The organism is Pseudoduganella umbonata (genome assembly GCF_014192225.1).
GTDB classification, from domain to species: domain Bacteria; phylum Pseudomonadota; class Gammaproteobacteria; order Burkholderiales; family Burkholderiaceae_D; genus Rugamonas; species Rugamonas umbonata.
This window is the reverse complement of sequence record NZ_JACHXS010000007.1, coordinates 327,007-348,329: the sequence shown is the minus strand read 5'-3', so window position 1 is coordinate 348,329 and position 21,323 is coordinate 327,007. Positions and strand designations below refer to the sequence as shown.

The 21,323-nt window shown below is 67.8% G+C and carries 15 protein-coding genes; 7 read left to right on the top strand and 8 right to left on the bottom strand.

What is annotated here, in order from left to right; all coding sequences use genetic code 11:
- Positions 1-9: 9 nt before the first annotated feature.
- The 3 genes from urtA to FHS02_RS19370 form a co-directional block, all read right to left on the bottom strand.
- Positions 10-1,257, bottom strand: coding sequence for an urea ABC transporter substrate-binding protein (gene urtA, locus FHS02_RS19380; protein ID WP_137315965.1), 1,248 nt, complete (start codon positions 1,255-1,257; stop codon positions 10-12).
- A 28-nt stretch (positions 1,258-1,285) separates the two neighbouring features.
- A complete protein-coding gene (locus FHS02_RS19375) occupies positions 1,286-2,404 on the bottom strand; it encodes a porin (protein WP_137315964.1) in 1,119 nt (372 codons plus the stop codon).
- Positions 2,405-2,526: 122 nt separating this feature from the next.
- A complete protein-coding gene (locus FHS02_RS19370; RefSeq protein WP_137315963.1) occupies positions 2,527-3,477 on the bottom strand; it encodes a MerR family transcriptional regulator in 951 nt (316 codons plus the stop codon).
- 143 nt (positions 3,478-3,620) lie between these two features.
- On the opposite strand from FHS02_RS19370, the gene FHS02_RS19365 reads away from it, so the two are divergent.
- From FHS02_RS19365 to FHS02_RS19350, 4 genes are all read left to right on the top strand, one after another.
- Positions 3,621-4,076, top strand: a complete 456-nt coding sequence (locus FHS02_RS19365) for a fasciclin domain-containing protein (protein WP_137315962.1) — start codon at positions 3,621-3,623, stop codon at positions 4,074-4,076.
- Between the two features lie 168 nt (positions 4,077-4,244).
- Positions 4,245-5,219, top strand: a complete 975-nt coding sequence (locus tag FHS02_RS19360; RefSeq protein WP_371861488.1) for an IS1595 family transposase — start codon at positions 4,245-4,247, stop codon at positions 5,217-5,219.
- Between the two features lie 169 nt (positions 5,220-5,388).
- Positions 5,389-7,887: a TonB-dependent receptor gene (locus tag FHS02_RS19355; RefSeq protein ID WP_217496854.1), complete on the top strand. Its 2,499-nt coding sequence runs from the start codon at positions 5,389-5,391 to the stop codon at positions 7,885-7,887.
- A gap of 5 nt (positions 7,888-7,892) precedes the next feature.
- The gene (locus FHS02_RS19350; protein WP_217496853.1) at positions 7,893-9,056 is read left to right on the top strand and encodes a YdcF family protein; all 1,164 of its coding nucleotides are present in this window, start codon (positions 7,893-7,895) and stop codon (positions 9,054-9,056) included.
- Between the two features lie 10 nt (positions 9,057-9,066).
- Here the strand turns inward: FHS02_RS19350 and FHS02_RS19345 are convergent, their stop codons facing one another.
- Positions 9,067-11,355 (bottom strand): sensor domain-containing diguanylate cyclase, encoded by a 2,289-nt coding sequence (locus FHS02_RS19345; protein ID WP_221403899.1) that lies wholly within the window; start codon positions 11,353-11,355, stop codon positions 9,067-9,069.
- 151 nt (positions 11,356-11,506) lie between these two features.
- Complete coding sequence (locus FHS02_RS19340) at positions 11,507-12,046, bottom strand: DUF2058 domain-containing protein (protein ID WP_137317650.1); 540 nt, start codon at positions 12,044-12,046, stop codon at positions 11,507-11,509.
- Between the two features lie 104 nt (positions 12,047-12,150).
- Between FHS02_RS19340 and kefC the strand changes: the two genes are divergently transcribed.
- Positions 12,151-13,941 (top strand): glutathione-regulated potassium-efflux system protein KefC, encoded by a 1,791-nt coding sequence (gene kefC, locus FHS02_RS19335; protein ID WP_137315959.1) that lies wholly within the window; start codon positions 12,151-12,153, stop codon positions 13,939-13,941.
- Between the two features lie 67 nt (positions 13,942-14,008).
- A complete protein-coding gene (locus FHS02_RS19330) occupies positions 14,009-15,652 on the top strand; it encodes a M28 family metallopeptidase (protein ID WP_137315958.1) in 1,644 nt (547 codons plus the stop codon).
- Here the strand turns inward: FHS02_RS19330 and FHS02_RS19325 are convergent.
- The 3 genes from FHS02_RS19325 to FHS02_RS19315 are packed head-to-tail and all read right to left on the bottom strand — an operon-like array spanning position 15,649 to position 19,299.
- The gene (locus tag FHS02_RS19325) at positions 15,649-16,596 is read right to left on the bottom strand and encodes a DMT family transporter (RefSeq protein WP_137315957.1); all 948 of its coding nucleotides are present in this window, start codon (positions 16,594-16,596) and stop codon (positions 15,649-15,651) included. The two genes, FHS02_RS19330 and FHS02_RS19325, sit on opposite strands and share 4 nt — an antisense overlap.
- A 41-nt stretch (positions 16,597-16,637) precedes the next feature.
- Positions 16,638-17,420: a helix-turn-helix transcriptional regulator gene (locus FHS02_RS19320; RefSeq protein WP_137315956.1), complete on the bottom strand. Its 783-nt coding sequence runs from the start codon at positions 17,418-17,420 to the stop codon at positions 16,638-16,640.
- Positions 17,421-17,469: 49 nt separating this feature from the next.
- A complete protein-coding gene (locus FHS02_RS19315; protein WP_137315955.1) occupies positions 17,470-19,299 on the bottom strand; it encodes a SagB/ThcOx family dehydrogenase in 1,830 nt (609 codons plus the stop codon).
- 115 nt (positions 19,300-19,414) lie between these two features.
- Between FHS02_RS19315 and FHS02_RS19310 the strand changes: the two genes are divergently transcribed.
- On the top strand, positions 19,415-21,208 hold the full coding sequence (locus tag FHS02_RS19310) for a tetratricopeptide repeat protein (protein WP_137315954.1): 1,794 nt from the start codon (positions 19,415-19,417) through the stop codon (positions 21,206-21,208).
- Positions 21,209-21,323: the final 115 nt, after the last annotated feature.

The window sequence follows — 21,323 nt, the reverse complement described above, 5'->3', positions numbered from 1 at the left end:
GTGGTGCCATCACAGCTTCTGCTTGCCCTCGTTACCCTGGATGAACGGGCTCCATGGCTGCGCGCGCACCGGTTCCTTGGTCTTCCACACAACCGAGAACTGGCCGTCGCTCTTGATCTCGCCGATCATCACCGGCTTGTGCAGGTGGTGGTTGGTCATGTCCATCGTCAGCGTGTAGCCCGAAGGCGCCTTGAACGTCTGGCCGGCCATCGCCGCGATCACCTTGTCGGTATCGGTGGATTTGGCTTTCTCGACGGCCTGCGCCCACATGTGGATGCCGACATAGGTTGCCTCCATCGGGTCGTTCGTCACCGCGGTCGCCGCGTTCGGCAATTTCTTCGCCGCCGCATAGGCCTTCCACTTCTTCACGAACGAGGCGTTGGTCGGGTTCTTCACGGATTCAAAGTAATTCCACGCGGCCAGGTGGCCCAGCAGCGGCTTGGTGTCCACGCCGCGCAGCTCTTCCTCGCCGACCGAGAATGCCACCACGGGCACGTCGGTCGCCTTCAGTCCCGCATTGCCCAGCTCCTTGTAGAACGGCACGTTGGAATCGCCATTGATGGTCGACACCACGGCCGTCTTGCCGCCGGCGGAAAACTTCTTGATGTTGGCGACGATGGTCTGGTAGTCGGCGTGGCCGAACGGCGTATAGACTTCCTGGATGTCGCTGTCCTTGACACCCTTCGATTTCAGGAAGGCGCGCAGGATCTTGTTGGTGGTGCGCGGGTACACGTAGTCGGTGCCCAGCAGCACGAAGCGCTTGGCGCCGCCGCCATCCTTGCTCATCAGGTATTCCACCGCGGGAATCGCCTGCTGGTTCGGCGCCGCACCCGTGTAGAACACGTTCTTTTCCAGTTCCTCGCCCTCGTACTGCACCGGGTAGAACAGCAGGCTGTTGGTCTCCTTGAATACCGGCAGCACGGATTTGCGCGAGACCGACGTCCAGCAGCCGAACACCGCGGCCACCTTGTCCTTGGAAACGAGCTGGCGTGCCTTCTCGGCGAACAGCGGCCAGTTCGACGCCGGGTCGACCACGACGGCTTCGAGCTTCTTGCCCATCACGCCGCCCTTGGCGTTGATCTCGTCGATCGTCATCAGGGCCACGTCCTTCAGCGACGTTTCGGAAATCGCCATGGTGCCGGACAGCGAATGCAGGATGCCGACCTTGATCGTGTCGGCGGCGTAGGCGGGCAGGCCGGCAGCGCACAGGGCGGCGGCAGCGGCAATGGAAGTGACGAAATGGCGGCGGGTTTGCATGGTAGTCCTCTTCATCAATGGGTTGATATCAATACTGGAGCTGGAGCGCGACAACGAAGCGCGACTGGTCGGAAGCACGGGTCATCTTTGTGCGCGAGTACACGGCGCCGAGCTGCGCGTTGTAGCCGTCGATGATCCAGTTCACGCCCACGTCTTCCTGGCGCGTGTCGATGCCGGTGTCGGCCTCGAATTTCTGATAGCGCACGTAGGGTTGCAGGCTGCCGAGGGCAATCGGGAAGATGTAGCCGCCGCCGGCGGACCAGGCCTTGCCCTGCTCGGCAAGCACGGCGTTGCCGGTGTCGTAGTCGTAGTAGGCCGCTTCGATGGACACGGCGCCGGCGGTACCGAGGCGCTTCTCCATCAGGAAGTCGACGTTCCAGGATTCATAGTCGCCGATGGCGGCCGTGGTCAGCACGCCGTCCTTTTGCTGGCGCCCGGCCAGGCCGATGGCGAGGATGTCCTTGCTGCCCAGGTAGGTACCGGTGCCGTAGTAACCCGGTTCGGCTTCCCAGAAGTCGTATTGCAGGCGGCCCGCGTACATCGGCTTATCCGATGCCTTGAGGCCGGCGGCCCTGGCCTGGTCGTCCGTCAGCGAGCCGATGCCGAAGGTATGGCCTTCGAACGCGCCGAACGAGTAGCCCAGCTTGCCGCCGGCCAGGTTGCCCCAGACGACGACGCCGTCATCCCGGCCCCGGAAGATGCCGCCGTTGTAGCCGTAACGGGATGCCACGCCGGCCCAGTAGCCGCCGCCCAGCGAGTAGTACGGACCCGCCATGTTGGCGCGGTCGCTCGGCGACAGCAGCCGGCCGGCCCACACGTTCAGTTCCGGCGAGATCGCGAACTGCGCCGCCGCGTCGAGCACGCGGATGCGGTCGCCGTCCCACTCGGTGTTGAACATGCCCTTGATGTTCTTGTTCAGCGAGGCGCCGAGGAAGATGCGCGCGCTGTCCAGGTTGAAGTCGTTGCTGTGCGAACCGTCCGGCGCGCCGTTCTCGATATTGGCGTAGCTGCCGCGCATGCCGAAGCCGACGCTGACCGACTTGTCCTCGCCAAACGGAATCGTGGCCCCGGCGTGGGCGCCGGAGGCGGCCAGCGAGGCGGCCAGCGACGTGGCGGCAAGCAGCGCTCGTGTACAGATCGGCTTCATTCGCATCCCTTTCGTTGTGTGATGTTGTAGACACATCATCACCAACCGGGGCGCGGAAGGACATACGTAAGGTGACGTAGTGGCGCGCAGCCGACACGCGCCCGGAGGTCAGGGCGGGACGATCACGGCCGGGGCGACAGGATCGGCAGCGGCAGTCCTTCGGCCGCCACCAGCCGCTCCATCGCCGTCTCGAGCACGCTGCGCGCCAGGCCGGCGGCATGGCCCAGTTCACGGTGCAATTGCGCATCCTCGGCGCTGCGGGAGGCGCATTGGGCGCTGTAGCGTTCGAAGCTGCCCACCATCAGCAGCAGGTCGGACAGGTGGCGCGGGCATTCGCAGGCGACGCGGTTGCCGGCCGCCGTGATCGTGGCCAGCGCGGCCGCATCGAAGCGTACCGCCGGCACCGGCTCGGCGGTACGGTCGATCGGTGGCAACTGCCGCCCCGACAGCGCCGCCCGGCACAGCTGCGCCAGCTCGCCCATCTCCGACGGCATGCGGGCCACCATGAAGTCCTGCGCGCGCAGCGCACGGATCGTGGCGCTGGCGCAGAAGCGGTACAGCACCACCACCGCCGCCGCACCGGCCGCCGCGCGCGCCGCCGCCACCAGCGGCACCATCGTCTCGTCCGGCTCGGGCAACTCCACCAGCAGCACGTCCACCGACGCGCCCTGCAGCGCCGCGAGGTCGCCATCCAGGCGCGCCGCGACACGCTGCACTTCCAGGCCATTGCCGGTGGCGGCGACCCGCCGCGCCAGCGTTTCGCCCACCAATGCCACGCGCAGCAATGCCATCAGCGCCGCGGGAGCACTCCCGCGCACGCCCGCCAGTTCTTCCAGCCGCTCCAGCGGCAAGGCCGCCAGCGTGCCGATCGGATGGCCATTGTCGACCAGCTGTTTCAGGAGTCCGAGGCGGCGGACCTGCCCGGCCGTGTACAGGCGCTGGCCGCGTTCGGACCGCTGGGTTTCCGATACGCCGTAGCGGCGCTCCCAGACGCGCAGCGTTTCCACGCTCAAGCCGGCCAGACGGGCGGCGACGCCGCTGCGATAGAGTGGTTGCTGAGAAGTATTATCCATTTTTTGAACCGACGTTGAACCATTAATATCGCATCATACCGCGTCAATCCATGGACATTCAATCGTGCAGAACTTAAATTGCACAATGTGTTGGCAATATAACGGTTCAACCATTGTTCGATCCACTTGAGAGGAAACTGAAAATGAAGAAAATCCTGTTCACGGCAGTCTTCGGCCTGGCCTTCGGGGCTGCGCAGGCGGCCAATATCGTCGATACCGCCAAGTCCGCCGGTACGTTCAATACCCTGGTGACGGCGGTGGAGGCTGCCGGCCTGACGGAAACGCTGAAGGGCCCTGGCCCGTTCACCGTGTTTGCGCCGACCGATGCGGCCTTTGCCAAGGTGCCGAAGGCCAAGCTGGACGCGCTGCTGAAAGACAAGGCCGCGCTGGCGAAGGTGCTGACGTACCACGTGGTGCCGGGCAAGGTGATGGCGGCCGACGTGAAGCCGGGCGCCGTGAAAACGGTCGAAGGCGCGAACCTGACCGTGACCGCCAGCAGCGGCAAGGTCATGGTCGACAAGGCCAATGTCGTGAAGACCGATATCGCGGCGGACAACGGCGTGATCCACGTGATCGACTCGGTGGTGATGCCGAAGTAAGCCAAGCCGACGGCTCCGGCCATCGTTCCCCAGCGGCACGCGCGCATGGCGTGCCGCTGGCTTGTGCCCGCGCTACGCGGGCTTTTGGCGATGTCACCCGAGCCCGTGGGATGAACTGAACCATTCGTCGCCATTTGTGTCTCATCCTCATTGACGATGGAGGCGGCGATGCATGACGGCGTTTTCAACAGCTTGCTGGAAAGATTGCGCGGCCAACTCGACGTGTTCTCCAGCGCTCAACTGGCGACACTGCGTGCCCTGCTCGAGTCGGCCTCGTCACTGGCAACCTGTCTTGAATTGATCGAAAAGTTCGGCCGGCCCTGCGATCGCTGTCCGCATTGCGCGGCTATCCGCATCCATCGTCACGGCAGCACTGGTGGACTGCAACGCTACCGCTGCCTGACGTGCCGCCGCACCTTCAGTGCGTTGACCGGTACACCGTTCGCTTTCCTGCGCCTGCGCGGTAAATGGCTGCTGTTCCTGCAGGCGATACTGGATTCGCGTACGGTTCGGGGTGCCGCCAACACCACGGGCATTCACCGCAACACCAGCTTTCGCTGGCGCCATCGTTTCATGGGGGGAGCACGGCACGACCGGCCACCCCGGCTGCAAGTCATTGTCGAGGCGGATGAAACCTATCTGCTCGAATCGCAGAAAGGCAGCCGGCACCTGGACCGGCCGGCGCGTCGGCGTGGCGGCAAGGCCAAACGGCGCGGTATCTCCAAGGAACTAGACTGCATCCTCGTGGCACGCGACCGTGATGGCAAAACCCGGGATTTCGTCTGCGGCCGAGGCCCGGTCACGGCGCGGCAGCTGGCGCACCACCTGACCCCAATACTGGCCGCCGATGTCTTGCTGGTGTCGGACAGCGCTGCCGCTTACACCACATTCGCGCGCCGTGCCGGCATCCTGCATGAAGCTGTCAATCTGAGGGCGGGAGTGCGCACCCGCGGCGCCATCCACCTGCAACATGTGAATGGCTATCACAGCCGCTTTCATGGCTGGCTGTCGCGCTTCAACGGCGTGGCGAGCAAGTACCTGCCGAACTACCTGGGCTGGCGTCATGGCCTCGACGGGCGGCGCTGGCCCGCGCCGGCAGACTGCCTGATTGCCGCGCTGCGCGGCAATTGCGCTCTTTTCTGATGACCTGGCGAAACTTCCACAGGCTCAGGTGACAGCGCCGGCTTTTTTGGCGCTGTCGGTGACGGATGCCATGGACAGGCTATCTTTTCACAAGCCATAAATACTGTTGTCACAATTACTTTCTATGCTCCGGGGTTGATGTTTTTTCCATACCCACCCGGAGTGAAACTTGATCAAGAAAAAAACAACCCTGGCAGTCACCTGTGCGATCGGTGCGCTGGCCGCGCTGGCCGTGCCGGCCTTCGCCCAGGTCGCAGCAGAGGAAGCCGGGCAGGCTGGCCAGCCTGCCGAAGCCACCGATTCCCAGGTGGTGGTGGTCACGGGTTCGGCCCGCCCGCAGCGCCGTTTCGACGTTTCGTATGCGGTCAATTCGCTGTCGCAGAGCGAGGTGCAGAAGCTGGCGCCGCTGAACATGGCCGACCTGCTGGGCAAGATGCCCGGCATCCAGGTGGAGGCGACCGGCGGCGAAGTGCAGAACGTGACGCGCGTGCGCGGCATCCCGACCGACGACGGCTATGCGCTGTTCCAGCAGGATGGCCTGCCGCTGATGACCGAAATTAACGGTTTCTTCTTCCGCGGCGACAGCATGAACCGCTACGACCTGATGACGAAGACCATCGAAGTCGTGCGCGGCGGCCCGGCGCCGATCTACGCGAGCCAGGCGGCCGCCATCGTCAACAGCACCACGGTCACCGGCACGGAAACCACCCGCGGCAAGGCCCAGGTCACCGTCGGCACCACGGGCCTGAAACGCCTCGATGCCTACCAGGCCGGCAAGATCGACGACCGCACCTTCTACGCGATCGGCGGCTTCATCCGCGAAGACGACGGCCACCGCGACAACGGTTTCCCGAACGACCGGGGCGGGCAGCTGCGCGCCAACATCAAGCGCGTGACCGATACCGGCACGTGGAAACTGAGCGCCAACTTCCTCAACGACCATAACGTGTTCTACCTGCCGATCCCGGTGGCGGATCCGCGCAATCCCGGCGTATCGCTCGATCCGTACATCGATTACTTCAAGGGCACGATGAACTCGCCGTCGCTGCGCAGCGTGCGCCAGCAGTACCTCGACGGCACCAGCACGCTGCAGACGAGCCAGCGCGACCTTGCCAACGGCCGCCACCTCCGCTTCGGCAACATCGGCCTGCAGTACGACGGCGAACTGGGTCCGTGGCAGGTCTCGGCCAAGGCCGGCTTCACGAAGGGCAAGCTCGATTTCGATGCGTTCTATTCGACGTCGAACCCGGCCGATGCCGGCACCTTCGCCAACGGCTTCCTCGCCGCCGCCAGGACGGCGTTCGGCGCGGTGGACCGCCTGGGCTACGCGTTTTCGGCTACCGGCCAGGCCTACGATCCCGCCACCGCCTCGGGCCTGGTGATGCAGGGACAATACCGCGCGCTGAAGTCGGACTTCCACTCGAACCAGGTCGATCTCAATGTCACGCGCAACTTCCAAACCGGGTTGGGAAGCCACGACCTGAAGGTGGGCTTCTACGGCAGCACCTATGGCGCCACCAGCCAGTCGGTCTACAACGACATGCTGATCGAGGTGCAGGGCCAGCCGCGCACGCTCGACCTGCTGGCCTATTCGGCATCCGGCACGGTGCTCGGCTCCGTCACGGACAACGGCGTGCTGCGCTACACGACGACGCTGAACGGCGGCGAGGTCGACGCCAGGATGGCGGCGCTGTACCTGAACGACACGTGGGAAATCTCCGACCGGCTGCGCCTCGACGCGGGCGTGCGCACCGAACGCTACAACTATGACGGCTACGCGCTGCTGACCAAGGCGGCCAACCTGGGCAACGCGGCCACGCTGGCCGACAACACCACGCGCGCCTTCACCGGCGAGCGCCAGGAGCACGTCTACAAGCCGCACACCACCAACTGGACGGTCGGCGCCAATTACGACTTTTCCACCCGCTTCGGCGGCTACCTGCGCGCTTCGCACCTCGAAGTGCCGCCGACGATGCAGGTGGCCGCATCCGTCGATCCGCTGGTGCTGACGACCAAGGCCAACCAGTACGAAGCCGGCTTCAAGACCACCTTCGGCCGCTCATACCTGTACATCACCGGCTTCTACACGCAGTTCGATCCGCTGAACGCTTCGTTCGTCGCGTTCAACCCGGTCACCGGGCGCAACGACCAGACCGTGCCGTTCTTCGGCAAGGCCGTCATCCGCGGCGCCGAAGCCGATGGCGCCTGGTACGTGACGGACCGCTTCGTCGTCAACGCATCGCTGACCATCCAGGAACCGGAATACCGCAACTTCGTCAGCGCCACCGGGGCCGATCCATCGCAGGTGGTCGGCAACCGGATCGTCCGCGAACCGAAGGTGTTCGGCAATGTGCGCCCGGGCTACAGCTTCCGGGTGGGCGACAACGCGATCGACGTGACCGGCAGCTATGCCTATACGGGCAAGCGCTTCGTCGACCTGTTCAACGCCACCGCGCTGCCGTCGTACCACTCGGTCGGCGCCGGCATCACCGTCACCCGCGGCGACTGGCAGTTCCAGCTCACCGGCGACAACCTGACGAACGAGAAAGGCCTCACGGAAGGCAATCCGCGTACCGACACGCTGGCCGGCCAGGGCAGCAACGTGGCGATCTATGGCCGCCCCGTGTTCGGGCGCAGTGCCCGTTTCATGGTGAGCAAGGCATGGTAAGGAAAATGATGAACCTGAAGCGACTGAAGCACCTCATCCTCGCGGCGGCGCTGGCTGCCGCCCTCCCCTCCCACGCCGCCCCGGTCAAGGACCAGTACTGGGCGCTGATGGCCAGCCAGCTGTTCCCGGCCGTGGCCAGCATCAAGGCCGCGCCGCCGCCGGCGCTGGCCGCGGTGCTGGACAGCCGCAGGAAGCGCATCGACGCATGCCAGGGCGCTTCGAAGTGCCTGTTCCTGGCATCCACCTGGACCGACGAGGAAATGGACGCGGTGGCGCGCGCCGTGCCGGCGCTTCCCACGGTCGCGCCGAACGGCCCGCCGATCGCCGACGACGGCGTCAAGGCGCAGGTCGTGCGCGAACTGCGCGGCCTGAACGCGATCCTGCAGATCTACGGTTTCGGGACCGAGTCGCGTTATCCGAAGATCGACGGATCGGTGGAAAAGACGGGCAGCGACGAGTTCAAGGCGCTGGTGGCGGACGCCATCTGGCTGGCCGGGGCGGGCAGGAATGATCCGGCCCTGAGCCTGGATGCCAGCATTCCGCTGGCGGTCGCCCTCATCGACGTCAACGAACGGCGCGACGCGGTGGCGTTCGAGCCGCTCGACAAGACGCACAACGCGGCGGCGTTCGCGCGGGCCCGCGGCATCGACTGGAAGCGCTACCGGTACACGGCGATCATCATCCCGGGCGTGGGGCCGGAGAACCCGGCGATCTCGCTGAGCGCGCGCGGCAAGCTGCACCTGCGGCTGGCCGCCAGCCGGTTCGCCGAGGGCGAAGCGGCGTTCATCATCACCAGCGGCGCGGCCGTCCATCCGAAGGATTCGCGCTTCAACGAGGCCGTCGAAATGCGCAAGGTGCTGATCGAGCGCTACGGGATTCCGGCGGACCGCATCGTCATCGAGCCCTATGCGCGCCATACAACGACGAACCTGCGCAACGCCACGCGGCGCCTGGTGGGCATGGGCGCGCCGCTCGACCGGCCGACGCTGATCGTCGCCAATTCCAGCCAGAGCGCCTACATCGAGAGTCCCGAGTTCGCGGCGCGCAATCCGGCGGAACTGGGCTACCAGCCGGGCACGGTCGGCACCCGGCTGTCGCCCTACGAGCTGGAGTTCCTGCCGTCGCCGCGCTCGCTGCGCGTCGACCCGTGGGATCCGCTCGATCCCTGATGCGCCTGGCCTAGGTCACGCTCCGGTCGTCGCCCGCCGCGGCGATCCGGAAGCAGTTCCGCCCCGCCCGCTTGGCGTCGTACATCGCCTGGTCGGCGGCGCGGATCAGCGTGCGCGCGGTCTGGCCCGCGGCGAACGTGGCGATGCCGATACTGGTGGTGACCTGCAGCGTGGCGGCGCCGAGCTGGAACGGCGGCACCATCGCGCCGACGATCTTTTGCGCGATCACGGCGGCGGCCGCGGGGCCTTGCAGGCCTTCGGCGATCAGCACGAATTCGTCGCCGCCCAGGCGCGCCACGAAGTCGGCTTCGCGGACCACGGCCTGCACGCGGCTGGCGAACATGCGGATCACTTCGTCGCCCACGTCGTGGCCATGCGTGTCGTTGATGCCCTTGAAGCGGTCGATGTCGAAATACATCAGCGCCAGGCCGCCGTGCCGCTGGGCGCGCGCGACCGCCTGTTCCAGCTGGCCGTTGAAGTAGCCGCGGTTGGGCAGGCCCGTCAGCGAATCGTGGTGGGCCAGGCGGAACAGCTCCTGTTCCATGTACTTGCGCGCCGTGATGTCCTCCGTCACGGCCAGCACGCCGGTGACGTTGCCGGCATCGTCCTTCAGCGGGATCTTGCTGGTCTCGACCCAGCGCTCGGCGCCGGCGATGTCGCGGTCCAGCGCCTGCATCCGCATCCGCGCCACGCCGGACTGCATCACTTCCAGGTCCACCTGCCGGTATTGCGGCGCCCGGTCCTTCCAGTGCAGGTCGGCATCGGTCCTGCCGATCAGGTCCGCATCGGTGGCCAGCCCCGCATCGGCCAGCAGCGCACGGTTGCCGCCTTCGTACACGCTGTCGGCGTTCTTCCAGAACACGCTTTGCGGGATATTGTCGAGGATCAGCTGCAGCATCTGCCGCGACTCGTACAGCGCCCGTTCGGCGTCCTTGCGCTCGGTGATGTTCTCGGCAAAACCCAGCACGTGCGTGACGTCGTCGCGGGTGCTCATCGGGATCAGCACGATCGACATGTCCACCATGCGGCCGGCGGCACCCGGCACGCGGGTCGCGAAGGCCACCGCACGCCCGGCCAGCGCTTCGTCCAGCTGCCGTTCCACGCTGGCAAGGTCGGCCGGATCCACATAGGCGCCGGCCCGCTTGCCGAGCAGTGCCTGCCGGTCGACCCCCAGCTCCCTGAGCAACTGGTCGTTGGCATGCAGGAAGCGCCGCTGCTTGTCGATCGCACACACGGAAAACGGATGATGCTCGAAGAAGGCGGCGAAGCGTTCGCTGAAATCGTGCATGGCACGCTGGCGCGCGCGGTTGCGCAGCCATGCGGCCGTTGCCCAGGCGGCAGCCAGCGACAGCAGCGAACTGGCCATCGCGAACAGCACCGCCGCGCGGGCGGGTTCCGTATCGCCTGCCCCCGGCCTGGCATAAAGATGAATCAGCCACGCGCGGTTGGCAAACCGCACGGCGCTGCCGTAGGCGGGGCGCTCGCCCCGCTGCGCCAGCGCATGGGGCGCACGCGCCGCGCCGTACACCAGGTTTTCCGGCGCCACCGAGCCGTCATAGACTTCCAGGTCGAACTGGCGCGACATGCGGCCGTTGTCCAGGCCGGCGAACATCACGTTCGTGTACAGCGTGGAGAAGATGTACCCTTTCACAGTCCCCGAGCCCGGCGGCCTCACCGGTGCATAGACCTGGACGATCGAGCGCCCTTGCGAGTCGAGGATGGTCGACATGCGCCGCGTCGCCACCGGCTCGCCGCGCCGCGCCGCCTCCTGCATCGCCGCCCGGCGTTCGGGAAACGCCGCGAAGTCGACGCCCAGCAACGCCGTCATCCGCGCCGGGTCGAAGGCATGCTCGCCGTACACCACCGGGTAATACTCGTGCGCGGGCGCAGGATCGACGAGGTGGAAACCCGGCACTTCGCGGCGCGTATCGCGTTCGAACCGGGCCACGTCGCCGGCCGGCACGCGTGCCACGTAGCCGAACACGCGGATACCGTCGTAGCGCTGGAACACCTGGCTGGCGGTAATGAAGGCGGAAAACTCTTCGGCCCGGATGGCATCGGAAGCACTGAACAGCGCAGCCAGGTCGCGGGTCGCGCCCTCGTACAGCGTCAGGCGGTGCCGCAGCAGGAACAGGAAATCCTCGGCGGCGTCCTGCTGTGCGGCCGCGCGCTCCGTCTGCGCATGGTCGTAACGGACCACGCCGGCATAGGTGGAGGCGAGTACGCCGGCAACGAAAACGCCCACCGGAAGCGCGCGCGCCCCCAGTGACAGTCCGATACGTTGAAAAAGCGAACCCATGTTGTCCTCGCGGCCGACAGCCTGAGCCGACATGGTAGCAGTCCGCTAGTTTCTTTACGTTAATACCTGTTTTCCAAACAACGCTTTCAGCGGAAATGCAACAGTGTGTTTTCCTTTATGACACAATTGCGCCGCCGGCCGCCAACGCCGCTTACCAGTCGAAGTCGTCCGGGATCTTGTAGTCGGCATATGGATCGTCTTCCGCTGCCACGGCGGCGGAGGGCTTGCTGACGCGAACCACCAGCGACGCATCGCGCTCGGCGATCTTGTCCGCCACCACGCGCGGCACCAGCTCGAACGTCTGGCCCTGGCCGACGATCACCAGCCGCCCCGCCACCAGGTGGTCGCGCACGGCGGCCGACACATGGATCCGCTCGACCTTCGTGCCGTACGTGAAGTTGTAGGCAATGTCGCCGTTGCCCTTCGGCTGCCGGTTCTGCTTCACCAGTTGCGCGATCTGCGCGGCGATCGCCTTCTGCTGCGCCGCCGCGTCGCGCTGCGCGTTCAATTCGCGTGCCCGCTCGGCATTGCGGCGCTGCGCCTCGAGGGCCGCTTCCTTCGTTTCATTGACCACCACCGTGCCGCTGCGCAGTGCTTCCTTCTTCTGCTTGCTCTTGTCCTGGTGGACCTTGGCGGCCTTTTTCTTGTCGACCAGGCCGGCCTTCATCAATTGTTCCTGCAACGAGACCATCATTCGCTCCGTAATTCGTTGAACTTCGCAGCATAGCAAATGCGCCGCGGACAGTGCCAGGAAGACGTACCATTGCAACCTGCTCAACTGCAACCCACGACGCCATGCACGACCTGCTGCTCACACCCATCGTCTTCCTCGTTACCGCCGTGCTGCTGGTGCCGCTGGCCCAGCGCCTCGGCCTCGGCTCGGTGCTCGGCTACCTGATCGGCGGCGCCATCATCGGCCCGTGGGGGCTGGGCCTGATCGGCGAGGTGGAACTGATCGGCCACGTGGCCGAGATCGGCGTGGTGCTGATGCTGTTCCTGATCGGCCTGGAGCTGCAGCCGGCCAAGCTGGTGGCGATGCGCCGTCTGGTATTGGGCGGCGGCGCACTGCAGATGGCGGCCTGCGGCCTCGTGCTCGGCGCCGTGGCCTGGCTGCTCGGCATGCCGTGGCTCGGCGCGCTGGTGGCCGGCATCGCGCTGGCCCTGTCGTCGACAGCCATCGCGGTACAGAACATGAACGAACGCCACCTGGACAACACGCCGGCCGGCCAGGCGGCCTTTGCGATCCTGCTGTTCCAGGACATGGCGGCGATCCCGCTGCTGGTGGCGGTGCCGCTGCTGGGCGGCGGCGGCGCGGCCGACTTCAACCCGCTGTTCGCCGTCGCCGCCGTGGCCTGCGTGCTGCTGGTCGGCCGCTATGCGATGCGCCCCGCGCTGCGGCTGATCGCCCGCACCGGCCTGCGCGAGATTTTCACGGCGTTCGCGCTGCTGCTGGTGCTCGGCATCGCCCAGCTGATGGAACTGGCCGACCTGTCGATGGGCCTGGGCGCCTTCCTGGCCGGCGTGCTGCTGGCCGGCTCCGAATACCGCAAGGCGCTGGAAACCGACCTGGAACCATTCAAGGGCCTGCTGCTGGGGCTGTTCTTCACGTCGGTCGGCATGTCGGTCAATTTCGGCCTGCTGGCCGCGGCGCCGCTGTGGATCGCCGCGCTGACCGTCGGCTACGTGCTGCTGAAGATGGTGCTGCTCGGCCTGGCCGCGCGCGCGCTGCCGGTGCCGGCGGTGCAGCGCTGGCCGTTCGCCGGGCTGCTGGCACAGGGCAGCGAATTCGCCTTCGTGGTGCTGGCCGTGGCGCAGGACGCCAACGTGCTCACGGCCCAATGGCGCGAGACGCTGGTACTGGTAGTGGCGGTATCGATGGCGCTGACGCCGCTGGCGATGGCGGGCGCCGAGCGGCTGAGCCGGCGCCTGCACGCCGTGCCGCCGAAGCCGGCCGACACCATCGAACCCGATGGCGCGCGCGTCATCATCGCCGGCTTCGGCCGCGTGGGCCAGATCGCCGGCCGCATGCTGGCCGCCTCCGGCATCCGCATGACGGTGCTGGACAACGATCCGGACCTGATCGACATGCTGCGCCGCTTCGGCCTGCGGGTGTTCTACGGCGACGCCACGCGGCTCGACCTGCTGCGCGCCGCCGAGGCGGACAAGGCGGTGCTGCTGATCAATGCGATCGACGACATGGACACCAGCCTGCGGCTGGCGGACCTGGTGCGCGAGCATTTCCCGCACCTGAAGATGATCGGCCGGGCGCGCAACGTGACGCACCTGTTCGAGCTGCGCGAACGGGGCGTCGACATCGTCGAGCGCGAAACCTTCGAAGCGGCGCTGCGCATCGGCGAGCACGCCATGCGCCAGCTGGGCATCGACGAAGCCAGCGCGCAGCTGGCGCGCACCAGGTTCCGCGAACACAACCTGGCCACGCTGGAAGCGATGTTCCCGCACTTCCGCGACGAGTCGCAGATGATCTCGATCCAGGAAGAAGCGCGGCAGGAACTGGCGCAGTCGTTCGAGCACGACCGGATCGGCCTGCAGAACGCCGGCAGGCGCGAAGGCGCCGAAATGCCCTGAAGGGTTTACCGCGGCGGCCGTTCGGACGATACTTGCTGCTTCATCGTTTGACACATGGAGATCCCGAGTGAAAAAAACCCTGCTGGCCACGCTGCTGCTGGCCGCGTTCGCGGCGCATGCGGCCACCCCGACATTCGACCCGCAACGCCTGTCCCAGCACGTCAAGGTGCTGTCTTCCGATGCCTTCGAAGGGCGCGAGCCGCATACCGCGGGCGAGACGAAAACGGTCGATTACCTCGTCGAGCAGTTCAAGGCGGCCGGTGCGCAGCCGGGCGGCGACATCGCCGGCGGCAAGCGCGGCTGGACGCAGGAAGTGCCGCTGGGCCGCTTCCAGATCAAGGGCCCGGTGGCGCTGACCGTCCACGCCGGCAAGGATGCGCTGAAGTGGACGCAGGGCGAGCAGATGGCGGTGCGCGCGGCAATGAACGGCAAGCCGCTGGTGGACTTCAAGAACGCGCCGCTGGTGTTCGCCGGCTACGGCGTCACCGCGCCGGAACGCAACTGGGACGATTTCAAGGGCCAGGACCTGAAGGGCAAGCTGGCGATCGTGCTGATCAACGATCCGGATTTCGAAACGGGTGCCGGCGACTTCGGCGGCAAGGCGATGACCTACTACGGCCGCTGGACCTACAAGTACGAGGAGATGGCGCGCCGCGGCGCGCTGGGCACGATCATCGTGCATGAAACGGCGCCGGCATCGTACGGCTGGGCCACCGTGAAGAATTCGAACACCAACGTCATGTACGACATCGTGCGCAAGGATCCGGCCAAATCGCATGCGCCGATGGAAGCATGGATCCAGCGCGACGCCGCGGCCGACCTGTTCAAGCGCGCCGGCCTGGATTTCGACGCGGCCAAGAAGCAGGCGCAAAGCCGCGACTTCAAGCCGGTGCCGCTGGCCGGCGTGACGCTGTCGGCCCGCTACGCGGTCGATGCGCAGGTGATCAAGTCGCGCAACGTGGTGGCGCTGATTCCGGGCAGCGAGCGTGCCGACGAAACCATCATCTACAGCGGCCACTGGGATCACCTGGGCGTGGGCGCGCCGGATGCCAAAGGCGACAAGATCTACAACGGCGCCGTCGACAACGGTACCGGCATGGCCGCGCTGATCGAACTGGCGCGCGCCTATGCGCAGGCGCCGGCACCGAAGCGCAGCGTGGTGTTCCTGGCCGTGACGGCCGAAGAGAAAGGCTTGCTGGGCTCCGAGTACTACGCGGCCAATCCCCTCTACCCGCTGGAGAAGACGGTCGGCGTGATCAACGTCGACGCCCTGAGCCCGCACGGCCCGTCGCGCAACTTCACGATTTCCGGCAGCGCGAAGCTGGACCTGCTGGACCGCCTGGTCGCCAAGGCGCGCGAACGCAACCAGGCCTACGCGCCGGATCCGAAGCCGGAAGCGGGCTACTTCTTCCGCTCCGACCACTTCCCGTTCGCCAAGCGCGGCGTGCCGGCGGTATCGTTCGGTTCTGGCGAGGACTGGGTCGCCGGCGGCACCGCGGCCGGCAAGGCCGAGGAAGAGAACTACACGAAGGACCGCTACCACCAGCCGGCCGACGAGTGGAATCCGAAGTGGCCGTTCACCGGCATGGCCAGCGACCTGGAGATGCTGTATGGCGTGGGCCGCGACCTGGCCGAATCGCGCGACTGGCCGAACTGGGGCAAGGAGTCCGAGTTCCGCGTGCTGCGCGAAGCCAGCGCGGCCAAGCGCTAAGGCAAGGGCTGCGGTTGGGCGCCTGCAGGCGCCCGCCGCGGCCTGTCGCCGCGATGTGCCACGGCGCAGGCCACCACGCCGGCCACCAGCAGCACGATCGCCGCGCTTTCGTACCGCGTGGGCAAGCGTGCTTCCCACAGGAAGCCGTACAGCAGGCCGAACAGCGTCTCGAACACGACCATCTGCCCCGTCAGCGCCAGCGGCAGGGCGCGGCTGGCGAAGTTCCACAAGGTATTGGCGAACACGGAGCACAGCAGGGCGACGGTACTAACGACGCCGATGAAGCGCCACCATGCGGCCGCCTCGTGCGCCCCCTCTGTCCACACGAAGGCCGGTACCGCGAGCACGAGGGCCTCGAGCCCCGTGACCACGCCAACCAGCAAGCTCCACTGCCCACCCGACACCGTGCCCGCCCGCGCCAGCACGCGGCTGTTCCACACCGCGTACAGCGTCCACGAAACCAGTGCACCGAGCGCGCACAGCAAGCCGACTGGCGAACCCGACGTAGACAGCGCATCCCTGCCGATACAGGCCAGGCCGGCCGCGCTCAGTGCCAGCGATGGCATCAGCCGCCGCAGCGGCACAGCGTGCCGGTCGCGGCTGCCGGCAAGCGTGATGGCGATCGGCGCCAGGCCGATGACGAGCGACGCCATGGCCACGCCGCCGGCCTGCACCGCGGCGGCCAGCAGTACGTAGTAGACGATATTGCCGGCCAGCCCCAGGCCGGCCAGCGCGCGCCAGTCGGCCGCCGTGAGCCGCGCCGTCACGGCGCGCCACGTTGGCGCAAGCAGCAGCGCGGCGATGATGCCGTAGGCCAGGTAGCGGCCCGCGGAGAGCTGGAGCGGCGTGAAACCGGGCGCCAGTCCGGGGGCCACGAAGATCAGCCCCCAGACGGCGCCGGCCGCGATGCCCGCGGCGATACCGCGGCGGTGATGTTCGACCATCTCGAATCTCCTCGAAAAGGAGATTCTCGACGTTGGCGGCCTTATTTTCTTGGCGATTCCTCGCGCGTTCTTGCGCCATTCTCCTGGCTGGCGCGGCGGTACGCGGCCGGCGTTGTGCCGAGCGCGGCGCGCATTGCCCGCGTCAGCGCGCTCTGGTCGGTGAAGCCCGCGGCCAGCGCCACCTCGGCGATGGTACCGCTGCCGGCCGCCAGCCATTCGCAGGCACGCCCGAGCCGCCGCGCCATCAGCCATGCATGGGGCGTCGCATCGAGCTCTTCCCGGAACAGCGCATGAAGCCGGCTGATGCTGACGCCGGCGTACCGCGCCATCGATGCCGTCGTCCATGGCTGTCCCGGCCCGGCTTCGATGCCGGCGCATAGCGCGGCCAGCCTGGACCGGGGCTGGGCCGGGGCCTGCGCCAGCGCATCGAGCAGCAGCGGCACCCAGCCATGGACCAGCGCCGGGCGCAGCGCCGGCGTGCCATGCATCAGTGCCATGTACTCGACGAGCTTGCGCGCGGCCGCCGCCAGCGGCGTGAACGGCCGTTCCAGCAGGCGCTGCCAGTCGCCCTGCGCGAGGAAACCGCTGTCGTCCCCGATGTCGACAATGACCGACCGGTTGCCATCGGTACCGCACTGCGCATGCCACGCGCCAGGTGCCACCAGTGCGCCATGCAGCGGATCGAGCCGGCCTTCGTGCCCTTCGATGTCGAGCAGCACCGTGCCCGCGACGGGCAGCACCAGCTGCGCGAACGCATGGCGGTCGGACTCGCGCTGCGCACCGTAGCTGCGCAGGTGGATATCGGCGGCGGGAAGGTCGGGCATGACGAAAAATGGCTGGGGGGAAGCGGAAAGTCTACCATCGGCAGGGCATTTACTGCGGCGCCGCGACGCCCAGCGCGGCAAAGTGCAGCACCCATTCGCGTCGCCCATCGACACCGACCAGCGCGGCGGCTTCGTCGTCGTAGAACGCCCCCACGGGGCAGGCGCCGAGGCCGCGGGCGGTGGCGCCCAGCAGCCACCGTTCGCCGACGAGGCCGGTTTCGAGGAAGGCATGGCGGTAGCCGCGCGCCCCTTCGGCCAGCATGGTGCGGCGGTCGGCGGCGAGGACCAGCACGACGGCGGCATCGCCGATCGCGTCCTGGGCCAGCGCGGCCGAGCGCGCGGCGGCGGCGAACGTGCCGCTGCGCACGCGTTCGAGTCCATGGCCCGGCCCGTAACGATAAACCCCCGGTCTCAACCCCTGCACGCGATTGACGACGAGATGGATGCGCACGGCGGCGGACAGTTGCACCGGCTGCCGCAGGTCGGCCAGCAGCGACGCCAGTACCGGCAGCGGCACGGCAGCGGCGGTGAACCGGCGCTTGCTGCGCCGTTCGGCGATGGCCCGGGCCACCGGCATCGCGGATGGCTGCGGTGCCGGCAGGGCAATGGTGGCCCCGTTGCGGAGAGCGGGGATGCGCAGCGACGTGGCCTGCTGTATCCGGCTGGTGGCACCCAGCGCGGCGGGGTTTGCCGATGCAGGTATCGACGCGGGCGCAAACGCGGCCGGTACCGGGCCGCCGTCACGGCGCAATTCCATCACGGCCAGTGGCGCTTCGCGCACGCCATCGACGCCCAGCGCGCCGGCCAGCAGGCCTTCGTCGAAACGCGATGACAGCGCTGCATGCAGCCCCGCCGCGTGCGCCGCCACGCGCAGGTTTTCCAGCAGGTGGCCGGCATCGGCCACCGCATAGCGCCAGGCCCGCTCGCGATACTTGTAGCCGGAACGGTGGAAGATGGACGTGAGCACGATGGCGGCATCGGCATCGGTGGCGGACGGCATGCCGTCGATCGCCGGCAGCGCGCCCAGCGAAGCGAGGCGCCCGCCTGCCACGTCGTAATGGTAAATGCCGGGCGCCAGCCCTTCGACGCGGCGAGCCAGCAGGTACAGCTCGCTGGGGAACAGCCCGCCGGACGATGGCGCGGCACGCAGCACCTGCCCGCCGCGCCGCTGCGTGATGCCGGCGGCCAGTTGCAGCAGCGTGCCCGCTTCCGCCAGCGTGGGCGCTCCCGTTCGTGCAGCCGGTACCCGCAGGGCGGCCGACAGGGCGGTGCCCGCACCGGCCACCGGCCCGAGCGCAATGCCCGCGGCATCCGGATAGCGCTTGAACGGCGGCGGCGCGTCGCCCCAGTCGAAGCCGGGCATGCTGCCGAACACGCCGGTACGCGATAGCGACGAGTGCTGGTGGAAGCGCACCACGGCAGCCACGTCGTCTTCCAGCGCCACCGCCGCCGGAGCGGGTGCGCGCAACGCGCCCGCCAGATATCCGGCGCCCGCTGACGCTACGACCGCCGCGGCCACGATGGCCAGCGCCGGCAGCGGACGCCGCGGCCCGGCAGCGGTCCTGGCCGTGGTCCGGGCCGTGGTGCGGCCACCGCCGCGCAACGTGCGCCATACGACCGGCAGGTTGAACCACAGGTGCAGCGCCACCAGCGCAAGCGTGCCGTAGCCAAACAGGTAGTGCCAGTCGAACACCGGCAACTGCTGGTTCGCCACCCAGAAGATGCCCAGCCCGGCCGTGGCGAGCAGATAGCCCATCAGCAGCACGCTGAGCTGCACGTTCAGCCCGTGGCGCGACGGTGCCCTGCCGCGCGCCAGCGCCAGGCAAAACCCGGCGCCGTACAGCGCCAGCGGCAACAGGACCCAGGCCAGCTTCGGCATTGCATTCCCGGAGAAATGACGTAACTTGATTCTACACATAACGCCATTCAAGACCCGGAACCCGCCCTGCCTCCGGCATTCAAATCGATTACACCCATAACGTTCGAAGCGAGGGATGATGAAAGCGAAACCGGTACTGGCGGCCGCGGCCGCCGTCGCCGCCGTCACGGCGGTCCTGGCGCCCTCGCTGGCCGAGCGGCGCGGCGGAGCCGGCCCGCTGCCGGCCGATGCGCCCGTGTGCACGTCGGCCCGGCCGGGTCCTCCGCCACTGCCGGCGGGACTCGTGCTGGCGCAGGCCGAAACGGCGCCGTTCCGGCCCTCGGCCAGCGACAGCGCGACACCACCGGCAGGCATGCCGCCGCTGTATGGCAACCTGGGCACGCTGCACGTGCCGGTCACCACGAAGCAGCCGAAGGCGCAGGCCTATTTCGACCAGGGCCTGCGGCTGGCGTTCGGCTTCAACCATGCCGAGGCGGCGCGCGCCTTCAACGCCGCGCGCACGCTCGACCCGGACTGCGCCATGTGCTGGTGGGGCGAGGCGCTGGTGCTGGGTCCCAACATCAATGCGCCGATGTTCGCGCAGGCGGTGGAACCGGCGTTCGCCGCGGCGCAGGCAGCCGCGAAGCTGGCACCGCGGAGCACACCCGTCGAGCAGGCCCTGATCCGCGCGGTGGCCCGGCGCTACGCAGCTTCGCCAGGCGCCGACCGGGCCGCGCTGGACAAGGCCTACGCGGCAGCGATGACGGATGCGGCGCGCGCCTTCCCCAACGACGACACGGTGCAGGTGCTGTTCGCCGAAGCGCTGATGGACCTGGCGCCATGGGATTACTGGGAAGCCGCCGGCACGCGGGCCAAGGGCCGCACGGCCGAGATGGTCGATGCGCTCGAGCGCGTGCTGGAACGCAACCCGCGCCATCCGGGCGCCGCCCACTACTACATCCATGCGGTGGAGGCATCGAGCCATCCGGAAAAGGCGCTGCCCTCCGCCCGGCTGCTGGCGGCGCAGGCGCCGGGCGCCGGCCACCTGGTGCACATGCCCTCCCACATCTACTACCGGGTGGGCCTGTACCGGGAAGCGCTGCGTTCGAACCAGGACGCGATCGCGGCCGACGAAGCCTATTTCGGCAATGCCGCCAGCGATGCGGTGTACAAGGGCGCCTACTATCCGCACAACATCCATTTCGTGATGGTTTCGGCGCTGATGGGCGGCGACGGCGCCACGGCGCTGGATGCCGCCGCCAAGCTCGACCGCGCACTGCCGGCGGAACTGGTGCAGGAATTCGCGATGATGCAGCCGGTGAAGGCGGCGCCCTACTTCTCGCACGTGCAGTTCTCCAGCCCCGATGCGCTGCTGGCCCTGCCCGACCCCGGCAACGGGCTGGTGCTGGTGAAGGCGATGTGGCACTACGCGCGTGCCGTCGGCCACGCCCGCAAGGGGGCCCACGCCGCGGCACAGCGGGAAGTCGCCGCGCTGTCGGCGCTGGAACGCACGGCGGACTTTGCCCCGGTCGAGGCGGCGAACGTGCCGGCGCGGGCCATCGTGCGCACGGCGCGGGCCGTGGCCGCCGGCCGCCTGGCCGATGCGCGCGGCGACCTGCCGGCCGCACTGGCGGCGTACCAGGAAGCGGTGGACGTGCAGGACACGCTGCCCTACACCGAGCCGCCTTACTGGTACTACCCGGTGCGCCAGTCGCTCGGCGCGGTCCAGCTGCGCGCCGGCCGGCTCGATGCCGCCGAACGGACCTTCCGCGCCTCGCTGGCGCGTACCCCTGGCAATGGCTGGGCGCTGCGCGGCCTCGTCGAGGTGTACCGGCAACGCGGCGACGCTGCGGCGCTGGCGGCGACGCAGCAACGCTTCGATGCCACCTGGCTGGGTCGCGATGGCCCGCCGGCGCTGTCGCTGCTGTGAGCTTGTATTGCCACTTACGAAAAGTTATTTCATTGACATTCAATAGTGCGCGCCTTAGCCTGCCTTTTCATCGATCGCGCGGAGGAACAGGATGGCAGGGCAGCGGAACGGCAGC